A 17,361-nucleotide genomic window follows, 5' to 3' on the forward strand; every position below is an offset into this window, starting at 1 on the left:
AATGTTCTGTTTAATAGGGTTATTGGAGGTTCCAGCCTTTTACAATCACTGGAGATTCCAAGTTTATTTTTAGTTTTTTTGATTCCTGTGGATTAAGCCATATATAGTTCTCTGAAACGATGAGTTGATCCATTTTCTCCGGTACTTCTATGTGTACTCCGATGGCAGGATATTTTCCTGTATTTGTCAGAATCACTGCATTGCCCCTACGTTCCGTCTTTATGGTTGTCTGGGGCATTGATAAGATGGAGCCCGGGCGCACTTCATAATTGGTGAAGTAGTAATTCCGGTAGATACTCCGGTTATTTTTCACTATATCCAATACAAAGAACAACATGGTAGATTTGGTTTGCTCTCTGTTTAAATAGATTTCTCCTAGTTTTTTTACAACATTCTCATCTCCGGTGCCATTAAACGTATGGTTGGCGACAGTGTCTAGTTGATCATTGTATATAGATACCTTCACTTGATAAGGTTTTTTGTCCAGTTCTTGGCAATCATCGAGCAGATAAACAGGAAGACTGACTTCCTGGCTGGAGAGATTGCTACGGTCAAATAACATAACTGCCGCTAGCGGAGCAAAAGATTTTTGCACAAAATAATGAATGGGTTTAATGATGCCGTAATAATCTACGCACGACCACGAGACGCCGGGATAATTGTCGTTCATCTTATAATAAAGTGCTCCCGTAGTATGAGGCCATAATGTACGTGCCCGTTCTAGTGTATGTCTCACTCCCACTACTTGTGCTAATTGTGATCCGAGAATGAAAGAAGCCAGCGAATCTTTCGGCATAAAATAACCGGAGTATTGAACCAGCTTTCCCATTTCTCCCATTGTTCCGAAGATAGGAGTGTGGTGCGTGAAGTTACCGCTCCTTCGGGGAGGCCACACCTCTTTTTCCCCATCTAAATATTTGTGTACTGTCTCAATGTGAGGCAATGATGCTATCCCAAATTCTCCCCAAAAAGGAGCGGTCATATTCAAATTATGATTAAGGTGGGCATTATCCCACCAGCAGTTATAATTGTGTTGGCTGCCTCCCCAAGCTTCCCCGCGATGGAAAGGACGAGTTCCGTCGAGTTCGATGCTTAGTCGTCCCATCATGTCAATGGCAGGGCCGAATGGCTTGTCCGATTCATTTCCTGCTCCCCACATCACAAGAGAAGGGTGGTTTCTGAGTCGTTTGGTATTTCTTTCTACCGTCTCTTTTAAAAGAGAGTACGGCTGCGTGTTATGGCTATTCCAGGCTGTTGGCCATTCTTGCATAACCAGTATTCCGTATCTGTCGCATAATTCGTAGAAGTCATCCGTCTCGGGCATTCCTCCTCCCCAAGCTCTTAGCATTTGTATGTGCTGGCTTTTGGCTATCTGAAGTAAATGCTCATATTTATTTCTTGAAAAGTCCATTAATGCATCCATGGTACACCAACCTGTTCCTTTTATAAACATCGGTTTCCCGTTGATGACAAATGTCCAGTTATAATAATCTTCTTTAGCACCATCGGTTAATGGCCTCATCTCAATCGTCCGGATGCCGAATGATGTTTTTACATGAGCTGTTTTTCCTTTTTGTGGAATGAAACGGAGATTAAGATCATATAGAGCTTGTTCTCCTCTGTCATTAGGCCACCAAAGGTGTGGATCCTTGATTTGAAAGTCCAAAGACAAGGTTTCTTGTTTACGTCGGCTGTTAATGTCAAAACGATAATATTGTTTTATTCCTTTGAAGTTTTTGGGAGATACTTCAGCATATAATACTCCTTTTAATGGAGATGATTGTTCGTGTAAATCAAACGTCAGACGCATTTGACCATCGAGTGAACGAGTGGCGACGAAAGGTGAGTCTATATCTACGGCGGCTTGTTCTTTTAGTTGGACACTTCGCCAGATTCCCAATGACGGAATTTGTGCATAATGCCATCCGTAAACGCAATTGAACACGACTGTATATTTCCAACTTTCATTTGCGTTGGGCGGCCAGTTCCCTAAAAACATTTGAGGAATGGCTTCAAGTTTTACTATGAGCGTATTTTTGTTCTTTAAATATTTACCTATTGAGAAATCAGGTCCTCCGAACATTCCTTCGTGTGTTCCTAGGAGCTTTCCGTTGAGCCATACAGTACATTTATTGGCAATTCCGCCAAAAGATAGTATGCTGTGAGATAAAGGGGAGTTTAGTTCGAACTCCCGCTTCATCCACCATGTTTTATAAGATTGTTTTTCCGCTATAGAATCATTTTGACCGATGTATGGATCGGGTATGATTTTATTTTCTACTAGTGCGGTATGAATACTTCCCGGTACACGGGCAGGTATTTGATCTGTCCAGGAGGTATGCAGGCGTTCTTTTTCTGTTCCTCCTTCCGCCAGTTGCCAGATTCCGTCCAAAGAGAACTCCGAAGGTATATTTCCAATTGGAGGAATATTACCTGTTTCGGTCATCTGTGTACCTTTTACCTCTATGGGAGAAGGCTTTGCTGCAAAGCTTTTCCTGTCTATCTCATCCATGGATTTCTGTGCGATAACCATTGGTGTAGATAGAAGTAAAGTGATGATAGTGATGAATCGGGTTCTCATGGACAGTATTTAAATCTGGTTATTGTTGCGTACTTTTATATTTCAGGAGCGTATTCAGTTGCGGACGATCCTGAGTGTAATTGTTGGTCGGTTGGACAGATAAGGGATAATCGCCCCATCGCGGACCGGCGGACCAATAAGTTCCGTTCACTCCATTTTCTTGTAGATATTTGAGGGCTGAGTCAAGAATATCTAACCATCGGCCATCGGTATCAGGTACCCCATATTCTCCGACAAATCCGCGTTTGTTGTTTTCTTTCAACCAGTCAACGAAAGGTTTCAAACGTGCTACTCCTGTTTGAATGGTTGCTCCATCTTCATCATATCCTTTATCATAGTTTCCGGAAGAATCCGAATCGAAATAGATATGAGCCTGGAATATCAGGTTGTTACTTGGGTCTGTCAGAGTTTTCAGGTTGTCGCTACATTCCTTCCATCGTCTGGCGGAGCTGAATTCATCTCCACTGACAATGATGGTTGTTTTAGTATCTACTGTACGGATAGCGTTAATGCAGGCTTGGGCTATGTTCACCCATGGAGTTGATGCGAGCATCTCATAAGGTTCATTCATTATATCATATCCCCAGATATTCTTGTAATCCTTAAACTCTTTTGCCAGTTTTTTCCATACGTCGCAGAAATTATCAACAGTGCACCGTGCATTACCAATGATTGCATACTGATTGTTTTGCGAACTTTGTCCGTCGCAATATACGCAATATCTTCCAAAGTTATGCATATCCAAGAGTATCTGCATGTTTCTATCTTCAGCAGCTTTGACGAATTTTTTCATTTTTGCCAACTCTGTTGCATTTAGTTCTCCATTCATTGTGGGTTGTATGCGTTCCCAACGGAATGGAAGACGTACCAGATAGAGGCCTTTGGCTTTGAAATAGTCCAGGTCTTTTTCTGTTGGATAACCATAGTGTGTACCATCTACCCCCGGATATACATTTCCAAATTCAGCTCCTGACAGATTCACTCCGAAATAAGCCGTCTGTTTGGTGGGTTGGGGGTCATCACCATTTTCTTCTTCTTCTGATTTAGAACAGGATGAAAATAGAAGTGCTACAATTGTAACTAATGAAAATAAATCTTTTAGCATAAATCGAATCATTTTTGTTGGTGAGGGAACGCTGAAACAAAGGCGTTCCCTTTTTATTTTTACTTATGAACAAATCTGAAATTACACATACTTAAGTCGAAATCTTGAGCAGATTCGGGTGAAAATATGATTTTGAAAGCAGTATTGGTACTAGGATCGATAGGGTTAGGTAATAATGCTTCCGTATCGGCACTGATTCGTACTGTTTGCCATCCGCCATAGGTGTTGACTGGAAGTCCGCCTTTGGAAGGATACCATCCATAATCTCCTAAAATGATACGTGCTTGGGTTGAAATCGGGAATTTAGCTCCAGTACAAATCTCAAATCTTAAATCGTAAGAGGAAGGATCTGCGGCTACTTCTGCCGGTACGGTGATATATCCGGCCCACATAACCATCCATCCCCAAGCTTTCACGGAATTATTGAAGCGGATATATTTTCCTCCTTCTACTAATGGTTCCGGTTGTCCTTCTAATGTGCCGTCGCATAGGAAATCTTTCGGGGCATCAGGGAATTGACTGGAATGCGTAAAAGCACCGGCTCCCGGCCAATTGTTGAAGTCGAAAAGCTGAGATACTCCCGGATCCATGTATGTGAGTTTGTATGCTTCATCCATGTTTGCTCCTTTTATGGTAAGGGTTGATTTGGGAGTGGCATTTGCCGGGATTTCTATTGTCAGTTCTGTACGGGTTGCATCGATTACATTAACCGGTAGGTTACCCAGATTGACAATCGCTTCTTCGATGGTAATGCCGTAAAGGTCGAAATTGTCGCCTGTAATAACTGTCGTATCTCCCGGTTGGGTGAATTCATTCTTGAGTCCGTTGATGGTTAAATCAGGGATGGAAACAACAAAAGGAATACTAAGTTCTCCATGTTTGGTTGTGATATAAATCGTGTTTGACACTTCTTTAGGAAGTGCACGGGGAATAGGTGCAAGAAGCATATCGTAGGTAGAATAGATCTCCTTGTTATCCACTTCAATGTCATTGAATTTCAGTGAAGTGATGTCTCCGAGATTTGTTCCTTCAATTCGTACTACTTGTTCGAAATTTGCCCCGTCAATAGGAAATTCGGCATCTGTTGCCAAAACGACTTTGTCTACGGTTGGAGCACCTGTTGACGGTTTGTTTTCTTTGGCCTTCAGATCGTCCACTTCAACAATATCCGTACAGGATGTTAAAGCGAATATGGATGCTGCGATTATTGCAAAATATTTTATTTTCTTCATAATCTGTTTTTTTACATGGTTATAAGTGATTAATCCCATCCTGGATTATTTTCATTAATTCCTTGGTTGGTCAGGATTTCGAGAGTCGGAATCGGGAACAGTAAATGCTTGCTGGAACGTTGTTTTACGTTGTTTGCCTCATCCATTCCGCCTAAAGCATTCATGGCTTGCAAATAAATTCCCCAGCGTATTAAATCCCAACGACGATCACCTTCTAAGGCTAATTCCATTGCACGTTCTTCAAGGATAGCGGAACGCAGGCTGGCTTTGTCGGTGAAATTTGCTAATTCTTTGCCTGTTGCGTTACTGCGTGTGCGGACATCGTTCAAAGCATCTACTGATTCTTTTGTCGGACCGTTTAATTCATTGGCTGCTTCTGCAAAGATTAAAACAACATCGGCATAACGGAGGAATGGGTAATTAGCATCCGTACGGGGCTGTGTCTGATCAGCTATCTGTTGCGAGTATTTAGTCGTGAAAGCAAAGAACTGTTCTGATCCTCCCTCGTCACATCTCCATCCGGAAGTTACTTTAGGATTATCGAATGGAGGTTCTTTAGCTTCAACCATACGTTGCCATTTTCCGAAATTCGGATAATATGAGCCGCCTCCCCAGCTGGTATCGGAGTTCTGGCGTATCCAGCAATGTAACACTCCTTTGTCTACACGGTAGTCTTTTTCTTCAAATAATAGATACCAGTGTTTTCTGCATCCTACTGTCAAGCTGTTGTCTATGTTGCCTGCTGCATTGAGTCTGCCACAGTAGTGAGAGCTGAATAATGTACCATATAGTTCGTCTCCGGATTTAGTTTGCAAGCTGAATAAATGCTCGCTGCAAGTCTTACCGGAAGGAGACCAGATCAAATCATAGTTTTCAAGTTGGTGCGTTCCGTATTCTCCTCCTATTACATCTTCAGCAATTTCATAAGCCAGTCTATAGTATTCTCCGGAAGAGAAACTTTCATATCCGGCAACCTGATCTTTAGAGAATGTGGTTGGGACAGGTTCTGTGTACACTTTAGTCATAGTACCATTTACATTCTGCATGACAAACGGTGCACCGGTTTTTACTGTTATTTGTTCTCCGGTAGCCATAGAAGCAGAGCCGATAGTTGCATATACTTTGGCTAACAAACCTGCTGCAGTTGCAGCACAGACCCTTCCGGGTTTAAAACCATTATCTGTGTTTTTATAAATCATATCTTTAGCGTCTTTAAGCAAAGGTATGATTGTTTCCGTGTATACTTGTGCAATCGGAATACGCGGATTGTTGGTGTATTGTCCGGATTCGTTTACACTGACAGAATAAATAGGGATAGCTCCATAAGCGCGTACCAGATAGAAATATGCCCATGCTTTAAGAAAATAGCATTCTCCTAATGCATTCTTTTTAAATGCTTCTGATACATTTTGCATCTTATTGATTTCAGAGACCGCTATATTGGCCCGGTTAATCAAAGAGTACATTCCGGTCCAAAGTACATCGGCCTGTCCGTCACCTCCCTGGAAGTTTCCGCTTCCGAACTGGCTGAACTGCCATACAGCGCCGGAGATATAGTCACAGTCATAATCCAGCGGACGTGGAAAACTACCATATCTGAACATGGCTTCGTGCAATGTATTATAGACTCCGGTTACCCACATGTCGGCACCATTATCGGAATCCTCAACATCTTCAGGTACAATGAAGTCGAAAGGCTTTTCTTCGATCATACTTTCGCATGATGTCATTACTGCTCCGGATAATAGGAGAGTGGATGCCATCAGATATATGAATATATTTTTCTTTTTCATCATTTCTTGAGATTATAACGTTAATTTAAAACCTATTGAATATGTTCTGCTGCTCGGGTATGAGAAGATATCGACTCCTCTTCTGGAAGCGTCAGAACCAAAGGCGTTTACATCCGGATCAAACCAGCTATAACCTGTAATCGTGAATACGTTTGTTACTGTTCCGAAAACAGACAGGTTGCTGATACCTTTTATGACTGAACCGAAATTATAGTTTAAGTTGATCGTTTTTAGTCTGAAGTAAGAGCCGTCTTCTACATAACGGTCAGAGAGTTTCATGTCACGAGTCATGGCAGTAGTGACGCGGGGCCATTTGGCGCCAGCTGCGTTTTCCGGTGTCCAGCGGGAGTCATAAGCATCTTGGGTGATATTGGCAATACTGCTCATTCCGATATTTGTCAGGTTACCGTTGAAAATATCATTACCGTGAGTTCCTTGGAAGAATAGTCCGAGAGACAAGTTTTTCCATCGTAGGTTGGCATTCAAACCGTAAATAAAGTCCGGATTGGTATCACCGATGATAGCACGGTCTTCTGATGTTATCTTTCCGTCATTGTTTTTATCCAGATATTTGATCTCACCGATCATTCTGCGGGCTTCGTCATCAGAAGCTTTGGCATATATCGGATCTGCACGGACTTCTGCTATATTATCGTAGAAGCCGTCTTCTATATAGCCGAAAATTGTTCCGATAGGCAATCCGTTTCTTTGCAAAAATACTTCTTTGGCGCTATACCATAATTGGTTGGCATATTGATCTGCTGTTAAACCTCCAATTTCGTTTTTATTAAAGGAGATGTTACCGTCGAATTCTAAAGTCCAGTCTTTTTTATCCAATGCAACGATTTTACCGGTTAGCTCAAGTCCTTTGTTTTTGACATGGCCGAAATTCGTCCACATGGTAGTATATCCTGTACTATTAGGTATAGATACATTTTGTAACAGGTCTTTGGTTTTCTTGTAGTAATAGTTGGCGGATAAGCTGATTCTGTTGTTCCAGAATCCCATGTCGAGTCCGACATTGTATTGGTCGGTTGTTTCCCATTTGAGTTTGTCATTCAGGGGACCTTTATAAGTTTGTCCGGCAAATCCACTGCTCAATGTTCCGTCCAGAGGATAATTGGAAGGTGCAAGTGATGCCATAGTTTGATAACTGCTGATGGCCTGGTTACCTGTTTGACCGTAGCTGAGGCGCAACTTTAAATTGCTGAATATATTCAGATTCTTGATGAATTCTTCTTCGGATAGAGTCCATGCTACTGCTCCTGAAGCGAAGTTGGCAAATTTGTTTCCGGGAGCGAAACGGCTTGAACCATCGCGACGGAATGACGCTGTGAAGATATAACGGTCTTTGAATGTGTAGTTGGCACGTCCTAATAAAGAGACAAGAACTGCCTGTCCTCGGTAACTGGCCGGAGTTTCAATATTTAATGCCTGGCTCATATCGAAGTCTTGTGTGATATCAGTCGGGAAATTAGATGCATTCATTGTTTTGCCACCCCAGTCTGATTTTTCGTAAGTAAAACCTGCTACTACATTAAGATGGTGTAGCTTATTGAATGTCTTATCAAAGGTGATCAATGATTCTGCAGTTAGATTCTGCCAGAAGTTATCGCTCTTACCGGCTCGCCCATTGGATGCTTTGCCTTCTCCCGTTTCGCGATTATAGTAACTTGCACGGTCGTTTACCGAATAGCTGATACCTAAATTCTGACGGAACTTCAAACAATCGAGAATGGAGATTTCAGCAAAAGCGGAAGTAAATACATTGATTGATTTCAGTTCGTCCTTAGCCGTATTAACGTATGTGCGAGGATTTGCAGATAACCATGCGTAAGAATCATCCTCCGTCTTGTCTCCTACATATAGTGTTGGTAAATAGAGCATGGCAGAACGGATAATACTATAATCATAAGAGTTTGATTTGGCAAACTTAGTCAACGAACGGGTGAAGTTGATATTCAATCCTGTGTTCAGCCAAGGTTTGATGTGGCTCCCGATGTTGGCACGAACAGCAAAACGTTCATAACCGGAATTCTTGATGATACCCGATTGATCTGTGTAATTACCGGAGAATGCATAATTGCTTTTCTCATTTCCTCCCGATACACTAAGGTTGTATTCCTGTGTTAATGCATCCTGTAAGATTTCATCCATCCAGTTTGTACCCTCTACCCACTCTTTATTGCCATATTCATCTTCACGATAGCCAGGGTTGAGATAATCTTCCGGTGAAGCATAGTATTTACCGGAGTTAGGAACGATTTTGTCGTTCTCATCGCGACGGTAGTTCCATTTTCCACGATAAGGAAGGTATGAATAGGGAAGATTGTCATAAGCAGCTCCGTTGATTACACCTTCATTTACATAATTAGCGTAGGTGTAAGCATCCAGCATTTTTACCATTTTGGCTATTTTAGAAAGGCCGAAGTTGGCAGAGAACTCAACCTTAGCGTCTCCGGCACGACCTCTTTTAGTGGTGATCAATACAACACCATTGGCTCCGCGGGAACCATAAATAGCTGTTGCAGAAGCATCCTTCAATATATCGATTGATTCGATGTCGTTAGGGTTGATTAATGAAAGCGGATTGGTGGTGGAATTATTGCCTTCATTTGCTTTACTGCTCGGAGTATCTCCCACTTCGAACGGAATGCCGTCAACGATGTAAAGTGGCTGTGAATTTGTAGAGAACGAGTTTGCGCCACGGATAGTGATACTTACACCTGAACCGGGAGCGCCGTCACTCTGGTTTACCTGCACACCGGCTAACTTACCTTGTAAAGCTTGGGAAATATTGGTAGGATTACCGATCATCAGATCATCACTTTTGATAGAAGCAACGGCTCCGGATAAATCTTTTTTCCTCATTGTACCATAACCGATGACTACCACTTCATCCAGAGACTGAGTATCATCTTTTAATGAAACGTTGATTGTTTTGCGATTTCCTACAGTGACTTCCGTTGTTTTATAGCCGATAAAAGTGTACTGAAGAACAGATTTCTGGCTTTCAACTGTTATAGTATATTTACCACTCAAGTCGGTGATAGTACCATTGTTTTTTTTAACTCCTAGTTCAACAATATTAACCCCGGGAAGAGGTTCGCCTTTGCTGTCTGTTACAGTACCCTTAATCTCAATACCTGCTGCTACGGCAGCTGTATTTACTATCCAGAACATAATCAAGAAGAGCCAGACTCTTTTTGACTCTTTTAGCATCCGCACTTTTGAGCGGGGAAAAGAAAAGAGATTCTTTTTCATTTTTATCAAATTTAAAATTAACTTTAGTATAAAATCTCGTATTGTTATTTATTGATGCAAAGTTAACGAATCGGGAATGTAAATAATTGACGTTTTTTGCCTAAAGCTGATATTATTTTATCATTCTTTATTTTTATAAATATGTGAGTTGTATTGTCGGATAAACTTACGGCTTTGGAGGCCTGCAGGTTTTATTAGTGACTCGTCCCATCCTCCGTTTTTATTAGCTCGTGGGAGGATCATGGAGCAGGTTTCGTTCTTGTCTGAAATGGACCAGTTGACCCAGCTGATTTTTTTGCTTTCCAACCATTCTACCCAGCGGGTCCATTCCGGTATGTCTAATGGTCCATCGCCAGTACATTCCATACCGGCACATTCTGAAACAAAGATAGGAATGCCTTTTTCCCATGCTGCTTCAGCTCTATCCCGTAGCTCTTGTTTGTGGGTGGCGGCATAAAAATGAAGAGTATACATTATATTATTAAATCCTTTTAAAGGGCTTTCTGCTACCAGATGTAAGTCCTGATCCCAATGAGGGTTGCCTACGAGAATGATATTGTCAGGATCATATTTACGTATTTCAGATATGATGTCAGTCGCATATTCTTTCACACTTTCCCAACTGTCTTCCATGGGTTCATTGTATATCTCATAAATAATATGAGGGTACTTCCCATATTTTTGTGCCATCATTGAGAAAAATGCCTTCGCTTCTTTTTGCTGCGGGTAATAAGTGTGCCAGTCAATTATTACATAAATATCATTTTTGATGGCTGCTTTAATTACTTTATTCATGCATTTTAGAGCAAATTCCGGATTTTCAATGTAATTATCTTCAATAACTGTTCCCATTGCTGCGCGTAAAACGGTGCATTTCCAATCTTTTTTCAACCATTTTACAGATTGCTTATTGTAAAACCTGGGCCATAGATTATGCCAACCATAACTGACTCCTCTTAATACGATAGGTTCTCCGGCCTGGTTACATAATTGATTACCTTTTACTTGTAGTTGTCCCCATTGTTTTACAGGATCTTTGCTGTAACTGAATAATGATATCATGGAGAATAGAGTGATGAATAAAAAGACTTTTTTCATTTTCATAATAAATTAGATATAACATATAAGATGGACGTTGCAAAGTAAGCACAAAAAACATATGTAAAAAAGTGCTTTATTATCATATAATGATACTTTTCTTACTAATTATTTGAATAGAGAGTATATTGCCTTAATTATATATATACAAAAAGGTTAAGTAGGAAAATAAATATGATAACAGATGTTTATAGGTCAGAATAGTATATTAATTTGATAATAAAGTGGTTGTATCCTTCTATAAGTTGCCGTACTTTTATGAATTAAATTTTATAGAGAGATTGATGTTTTATTTTATAATTATCACCTTATGAAAAAAAGTATTTTTTTAGTTTGTTGGGCTGTATTTGGGACTGTATCATTGTCTGCAATCAGTCCGTTAGTAACAGAGGTCTGGTCGGATAAGCAGCCGGATAGTATTTCTTATGGTATATCCCGGATGGTGGATATTGCTTCTTTGCCTTTGTTAGATCGTGGAGTTTCGGTACATTATGAAGGTAGTATTGATAAAAAAGGAAAGAATGCCGATTGGGATTGGAGTCTTTATCAGGATCAGCGTGGAGAATGGGTCATCTTTGATGTTGAGGGTCCGGGATGTATTTATAATCTTGTGCAACATCGTTATATGAGTTCAAGCGATCCTCTGTTCCGTTTTTATTTTGATGGAGAAGAAGCACCTCGTTTTAGTCTGCGTTTATCTGAATTTGGGGAGAAGGCTCCTTTTATAAAACCTTTGGCTGAAAGCTATATTGGTCCGTTTGATAATGGAAGAGGCCCCATACGTGTGGCACGAAGCTTTGTACCGATGGCATTTAATAAGGGGTGTCGTGTGACTACAGATGTAAAATTGGAAGGCTATGACAGAACAAAAGGTGAAGGAGGTTGGGGACATGTTGTATACCACACTTATACGGACAATGGAATCAAGACATTTACCGGGAAGGAGAATTATGATACTTTGATACAATTATGGAAGAAACAGGGAAGCAGTTTTTTGTGTGATGATCAATTGGCATATCATCGAAAGTCGGAACAAAAGGTCAATGCTGGTGAATGCATTACTTTATTGGATGAAAAAGGAGAGGGAGCTATCGGTTCTTTAAAATTTTATCTTCCAGAGATTAATAAGCAGCACTTGCAGGATGTGTGGATTCATATGTTTTGGGATGCTCATCAACAACCCGACATTTCTTGTCCTTTGGCTTGTCTGGGAGGTAACTCTTTGGGTTTTCATGATACTAACTATTTACTGTCCGGATATAACACGGACGGTTGGTTCTATAATTATTTTCCAATGCCATATTGGAAGCATGTGAAGATAATGATTGAAAATCGTAGTGGCGTTCCTGTTTCTTTGGGATTTTCAGAAATAGCAGTTTCTCGCTCGGTTTATCCTACATCTAATACCGGATACTTTCGTAATACACCATATTATACACGAAAACATGTGGCAGGAACAGATAGTCCCATAGCTGCTATTCAAGGAAGAGGAAAAATGGTTGCCGCTCATATCACATGTCATGCCGAACGTTCACATATCATTTCTTGCGAAGGGGATGTTCGTGTATATGTTGACGGCAAACGGACACCACAAGTTGAGAGTGACGGTTCTGAAAGTTATGTTTGTTATGGCTGGGGATTCCCGACTCCACCTGAAGTACATCCGATGGGTGGATATGACGGTCTTCCGGATAATCCTTGGTCTATGACTCGTTTTTGTATTGGTGATAGTTATCCTTTCTATTCGGAGTTAAAGTTTGGAATAGAGTCGGGAGAATATAACAATCAGTATTTGGAACATTCGGGTACTATCTTTTATTATGGTCAGGATAAAAGTGTGTTGGTGAAAACCGATAGTTTGAATTTGAGTTCTCCGCATGCTATTAAACAGCATTCTTATAAGGCTATGGGCAATGTGCGGAAAACAAAACTGGAAAGTTTCTTTGAAGGGAAAGAGGACAGTGTTTTATGCATGGGAGAAGTTGTCCGGTTCAAGAACTGTAGTAGCTTCAGAGTGAATATCCTTTCTCAAAATGAAGGAGTGCGCTTGCGTAGGTTGAGTGATCAAAACGATGCCCGGCAAGCTGCACGTGTTTTTGTTGATGGTGAAGAGGTTATAGAACGTTTATGGTATGTAGCTGATAGCAATCCTTATAAACGCTGGCTGGAAGATGATTTTGAAATTCCAGCCAGATATACTAAGGGAAAGAAATCTTTAAATATTCGTATTGTTCCTGTTTCTATGTCTAAGGAGGGGAGGATTGCTTGGAATGAGGCAGAATATCAGGTCTTTTGTTATATTATTTAAGTGTTATAAATCAATACCACCGTGTATGCCACATAACAAAGTATCATAATCCCTCCTTCAATTCTTGTAATCGTTCTTTTGGCAAAGAACAACCCGAATAACCAAAGCAGAATACCGGAACCTACTAATGTAAACAAGTCGAAATTGGTGATTCCGCTAAGGTGGAGAGGCGTGATGCTCGCGCTGCATCCCAGTACAAAGAATATATTGAAGAGGTTACTACCAATCACATTTCCGATGGCAATTTCCGGATTTTTCTTTAATGCGGCAACGATAGACGTAGCCAGTTCAGGAAGAGAAGTACCTCCTGCCACCAGAGTCAGTCCGATAATCGATTCACTGACACCCAGGTTGCGGGCGATGCCCGTAGCGCCGTCGACAAACAACTGACCTCCATAAATAAGTGCAGCCAAACCTCCGATGATATAAAGAATGGATTTCCACCAGGGCAGTGATTTGATTTCTGTTTCCTCTTCTATGACCGGATGTTCTGCTGGTTGTTCGATTGTAGCCGGCTTGGAAGCGATGGCAAAAGTGTAGCCCATGAAAATGACAAAGAAGCAAAGCAACAACAAGCCGTCTACTCTGTTCAGGATATTTTCTGAAGCTTTATCCAGAAAGACGTCATTGGCACAAATCAGCAGGACAATGGAAGAAAGTATGCAGAGCGGAATCTCTTTTCTAAGTGTATTGCGGGTGATGACAATCGGGGCGAATAATGCCGTGCAGCCTACAATCATCAATGTGTTGAAAATATTACTTCCCACTACGTTACCTATGGCAATATCCGCACTGCCTTTGAGGGCGGAAGATACACTGACCGTCAGTTCAGGGGCGGAAGTGCCGAATGCAACGATGGTAAGACCGATCACGATGGGAGGGATGTGAAAACGTTTGGCTACTGAAGCAGCACCATCTGTCAACCCGTTAGCTCCTAAAAGAATGAGGATTAATCCTCCGATGAGTAATAATATATTCATAGTTTTTCTCTTTTAGTGGCAAAGATAATCAAATTGGAAATGGTAATGTCAAAAACAATCCGTATGTTTGCCCTGTTTTTAATGAAAAGTTAGATTTACCTTAATTATAATCAAGGAGTATAAGGTATGGAAATAAATAAAATGAAGCGGTCATTACTGGTGTTATTCCTTTCTTTCCTGGCAATCGGTGCGCAAGCACAGCTGGAACAGGCTGTCAAGAAGATATTTGCCGGAGATACAATAACGAACGGACATGTTCCTCTGAAACGGGATTCGGACTCTATCCATCTGGCGAATATGCAGAAATCGTTGGAAGAAGCCCGGCTCAATGAGGCGAATATGCGGATGGAAATGGAACAGATGAAGCTCCAGATGGCTTCCGCCGACTCCGTAAAATATGCACAGCAGAGACAGCGTATCGACTCTTTACGCCAGTTCACTAAAGGAGTACCGGTAGTGGCGGACGGCGATACTTTATTTTACCTTTTCACTAAACGAGGCGGATATACTCCCCAGCAACGTGCTCAAATGACCGGTGCGGCGATTGAAGAAATAGGAAAACGCTTTAATTTGCAACCCGACTCTGTGGCTATCGATCATTCGGATATTGTCTCCGATTTGATGTATGGCAGTAAGGTATTGCTTTCTCTTACCGATCAGGATGCTTTATGGGAAGGCATTTCCCGTGACTCGCTGGCCAAAGAAAGGCAGCAGAATGTCATCACCAAACTGCACGAGATGAAAGCGGAACACGGACTTTGGCGAATGGCCAAACGTGTGCTTTATTTTGTATTGGTGATTGTAGGGCAGTATTTCCTGTTCCGCCTGACCAACTGGCTGTTCCGAAAACTGAAAGTGCGTATCCTGCGTCTGAAAGATACGAAGATTAAACCGGTATCGATACAGGGATATGAATTGCTGGATGCGCAGAAACAGGCGAATCTGTTAGTGTTCCTGTCCAGTATCGGGCGCTATATACTGATGGCCTTGCAGCTACTGTTTACCGTACCGCTGATTTTTATCATCTTCCCGCAGACGGAAGGACTGGCATACCGCCTGTTAGGCTATATCTGGAACCCGGTTCGCACTATCTTTGTCGGTATTATCGATTACATACCCAAATTGTTTACTATCATCGTTATCTGGTATGCTGTGAAGTATCTGGTGCGTCTCGTTCTGTATCTGGCGCGTGAGGTGGAAGCAGGACGGCTCAAAATCAACGGCTTCTATCCGGACTGGGCAATGCCGACTTTCCATATCGCCCGTTTCCTGCTCTATGCATTTATGATTGCGATGATTTACCCTTATCTGCCAGGTTCTGATTCCGGTGTGTTCCAAGGTATTTCAGTATTCGTCGGGTTGATTGTTTCACTCGGATCAAGTACGGTTATCGGTAATATTATTGCCGGACTGGTGATTACTTATATGCGCCCGTTCAAAATGGGCGACCGGATCAAATTGAATGATACCACGGGAGATATTATCGAAAAGACTCCTCTTGTTACCCGTATCCGGACACCCAAGAATGAGGTGGTGACCGTACCTAACTCATTTATCATGTCGTCTCATACGGTAAATTATAGTACCTCGGCACGTGAATATGGGCTGATTATTCACTCGGAAGTATCCATCGGTTATGATATTCCCTGGCGACAGGTTAATCAGATACTGATTGATGCTGCATTGAACACTCCCGGAGTGGTAGATGATCCGCGTCCGTTTGTGTTAGAGACCTCTTTAAGCGACTGGTATCCGGTCTATCAAATCAATGCATACATCAGGGAGGCAGATAAAATGGCACAGATTTATTCGGATTTGCATCAGAATATTCAGGATAAATTTAATGAAGCCGGTATTGAAATTATGTCGCCGCACTATATGGCTGTACGGGATGGAAATGAGACAACCACTCCCAAAGAGTATCAGAAAAGTAATAATCCTTCCAATAAGGTGGGGGAAGAAAATAAACCTGACTAAAAAAGGTGTTCCTTTCATCACGAAAGGAACACCTCGGGTTGTGTGTTTTTTCACTGAGAGTAGAATTTATATCATCAAGAGAATTTATTTCTTTCGGGTAACCGTATAAAGTATATTCCCTTTTTTATCTATCATACGAAGGTTGAGCTCTTTTTTGTCGATAGAACAAACGGAGAAGCCCGGTTCGGGGCTACAGAATTTCGTTCCTTCGATAGGCTCCACTTTGCGTGCCAGTGAGCCGGCGGAGTTGACGATATAGTCGATGTCGCTTCCCGGAACACGGATATGCTGGAAGTTATGAATGTGTCCGCAGATATACATATCTACCTTATGTTTGCGTAAGATGGAGTCAACCTGTTTCTGCATGTCCAGTCGTTCACTTTCTTCTTTGGGGGTATAAGCGTAGATGGGATGGTGTCCGGCTACGATAATCCAGTCCTCTTTGGCATTGGCAAGCACAGATTCCAACCATGACAGTTGTTTGCTGACATCCTGTTTGCAGGCGTCGGGATATTTGTCACTTTCCTTGCGGTATTTCTCGATCAGAGGAGTGGTGTCGATCCAGATAATGCGGATGGTGGCACCTTTCTCTTCGAATGTCCGGGTGTAATAACGGTCGGGCATTGTCCAGCGGCGGCTGATGTTGGTGTAATCCAATACGGCTTGCGTGTTTCCACGATATTCATGGTTTCCCAGGATAGGGAACCAGTCAATCATCAGTTCCGGATGCGAATAAATTAATTCGTAGTTGGTCATCCACAAGGGGTCGTTTACGCTGCGGACTCCTTCAAAGTGATGAACGTCTCCGGTAGCCAGAACAAATTCGGGGCCTATCTCTTCGCCCATCGTACCCATTAATTCGGCAATTGGCTTTTGGTCGTAATAGCCGTTACGCCCTAAATCGTTCGCTACATAGAAGTTAAACTTCTTGTCAAATATAGAGTAATCCGTCAACTGTGCCTGAACAAATGTGCAGACGAAGATCAGGGAGAGAATCAATAAACTTTTAATCTTAATATTCAT

10 protein-coding genes are annotated in these 17,361 nt (G+C 41.7%); 2 read left to right on the top strand and 8 right to left on the bottom strand.

The window, feature by feature from the left end; genetic code table 11:
• Positions 1-19 precede the first annotated feature (19 nt).
• From DXB58_RS01640 to DXB58_RS01665, 6 genes are all read right to left on the bottom strand, one after another.
• Positions 20-2,581: a glycoside hydrolase family 2 TIM barrel-domain containing protein gene (locus DXB58_RS01640; RefSeq protein WP_117932722.1), complete on the bottom strand. Its 2,562-nt coding sequence runs from the start codon at positions 2,579-2,581 to the stop codon at positions 20-22.
• A 19-nt stretch (positions 2,582-2,600) separates the two neighbouring features.
• A complete protein-coding gene (locus DXB58_RS01645) occupies positions 2,601-3,686 on the bottom strand; it encodes a glycoside hydrolase family 5 protein (RefSeq protein WP_122135725.1) in 1,086 nt (361 codons plus the stop codon).
• A 59-nt stretch (positions 3,687-3,745) separates the two neighbouring features.
• A complete protein-coding gene (locus DXB58_RS01650; protein ID WP_122135823.1) occupies positions 3,746-4,918 on the bottom strand; it encodes a glycan-binding surface protein in 1,173 nt (390 codons plus the stop codon).
• 29 nt (positions 4,919-4,947) lie between these two features.
• Positions 4,948-6,711 (bottom strand): RagB/SusD family nutrient uptake outer membrane protein, encoded by a 1,764-nt coding sequence (locus tag DXB58_RS01655; RefSeq protein ID WP_009001133.1) that lies wholly within the window; start codon positions 6,709-6,711, stop codon positions 4,948-4,950.
• A 12-nt stretch (positions 6,712-6,723) separates the two neighbouring features.
• Positions 6,724-9,975 carry a TonB-dependent receptor gene (locus DXB58_RS01660; protein ID WP_122135726.1) on the bottom strand — a complete coding sequence of 1,084 codons (3,252 nt, stop codon included), beginning with the start codon at positions 9,973-9,975 and terminating at the stop codon, positions 6,724-6,726.
• A 120-nt stretch (positions 9,976-10,095) separates the two neighbouring features.
• A complete protein-coding gene (locus DXB58_RS01665; protein WP_187343939.1) occupies positions 10,096-11,073 on the bottom strand; it encodes a glycoside hydrolase family 5 protein in 978 nt (325 codons plus the stop codon).
• A 310-nt stretch (positions 11,074-11,383) separates the two neighbouring features.
• Between DXB58_RS01665 and DXB58_RS01670 the strand changes: the two genes are divergently transcribed.
• A complete protein-coding gene (locus tag DXB58_RS01670; RefSeq protein WP_122135727.1) occupies positions 11,384-13,381 on the top strand; it encodes a DUF2961 domain-containing protein in 1,998 nt (665 codons plus the stop codon).
• On the opposite strand, the gene DXB58_RS01675 is transcribed toward DXB58_RS01670, so the two are convergent.
• Positions 13,378-14,361 carry a calcium/sodium antiporter gene (locus DXB58_RS01675; protein WP_122135728.1) on the bottom strand — a complete coding sequence of 328 codons (984 nt, stop codon included), beginning with the start codon at positions 14,359-14,361 and terminating at the stop codon, positions 13,378-13,380. The two genes, DXB58_RS01670 and DXB58_RS01675, sit on opposite strands and share 4 nt — an antisense overlap.
• A 126-nt stretch (positions 14,362-14,487) precedes the next feature.
• Here DXB58_RS01675 and DXB58_RS01680 point away from each other — a divergent pair, with 126 nt between their 5' ends.
• Entirely contained in the window at positions 14,488-16,338 is a 1,851-nt protein-coding gene (locus tag DXB58_RS01680; RefSeq protein ID WP_122135729.1) for a mechanosensitive ion channel family protein, read from the top strand.
• An 84-nt stretch (positions 16,339-16,422) separates the two neighbouring features.
• Here DXB58_RS01680 and DXB58_RS01685 read toward each other — a convergent pair whose 3' ends face one another.
• Positions 16,423-17,355, bottom strand: a complete 933-nt coding sequence (locus DXB58_RS01685; protein ID WP_122135824.1) for a metallophosphoesterase — start codon at positions 17,353-17,355, stop codon at positions 16,423-16,425.
• Positions 17,356-17,361 lie beyond the last annotated feature (6 nt).

Origin of the sequence: Bacteroides sp. OM05-10AA (genome assembly GCF_003439055.1) — a bacterium.
In the GTDB taxonomy this organism is placed as follows: domain Bacteria; phylum Bacteroidota; class Bacteroidia; order Bacteroidales; family Bacteroidaceae; genus Bacteroides; species Bacteroides intestinigallinarum.

Bases quoted from the DNA above. Each gene is read 5' to 3' on its own strand.
- DXB58_RS01670 (WP_122135727.1), top strand. From the start codon at position 11,384: ATGAAAAAAAGTATTTTTTTAGTTTGTTGGGCTGTATTTGGGACTGTA.
- DXB58_RS01660 (WP_122135726.1), bottom strand. From the start codon at position 9,975: ATGAAAAAGAATCTCTTTTCTTTTCCCCGCTCAAAAGTGCGGATGCTA.
- DXB58_RS01675 (WP_122135728.1), bottom strand. From the start codon at position 14,361: ATGAATATATTATTACTCATCGGAGGATTAATCCTCATTCTTTTAGGA.
- DXB58_RS01645 (WP_122135725.1), bottom strand. From the start codon at position 3,686: ATGCTAAAAGATTTATTTTCATTAGTTACAATTGTAGCACTTCTATTT.
- DXB58_RS01655 (WP_009001133.1), bottom strand. From the start codon at position 6,711: ATGAAAAAGAAAAATATATTCATATATCTGATGGCATCCACTCTCCTA.
- DXB58_RS01640 (WP_117932722.1), bottom strand. From the start codon at position 2,581: ATGAGAACCCGATTCATCACTATCATCACTTTACTTCTATCTACACCA.
- DXB58_RS01680 (WP_122135729.1), top strand. From the start codon at position 14,488: ATGGAAATAAATAAAATGAAGCGGTCATTACTGGTGTTATTCCTTTCT.
- DXB58_RS01650 (WP_122135823.1), bottom strand. From the start codon at position 4,918: ATGAAGAAAATAAAATATTTTGCAATAATCGCAGCATCCATATTCGCT.
- DXB58_RS01665 (WP_187343939.1), bottom strand. From the start codon at position 11,073: ATGAAAAAAGTCTTTTTATTCATCACTCTATTCTCCATGATATCATTA.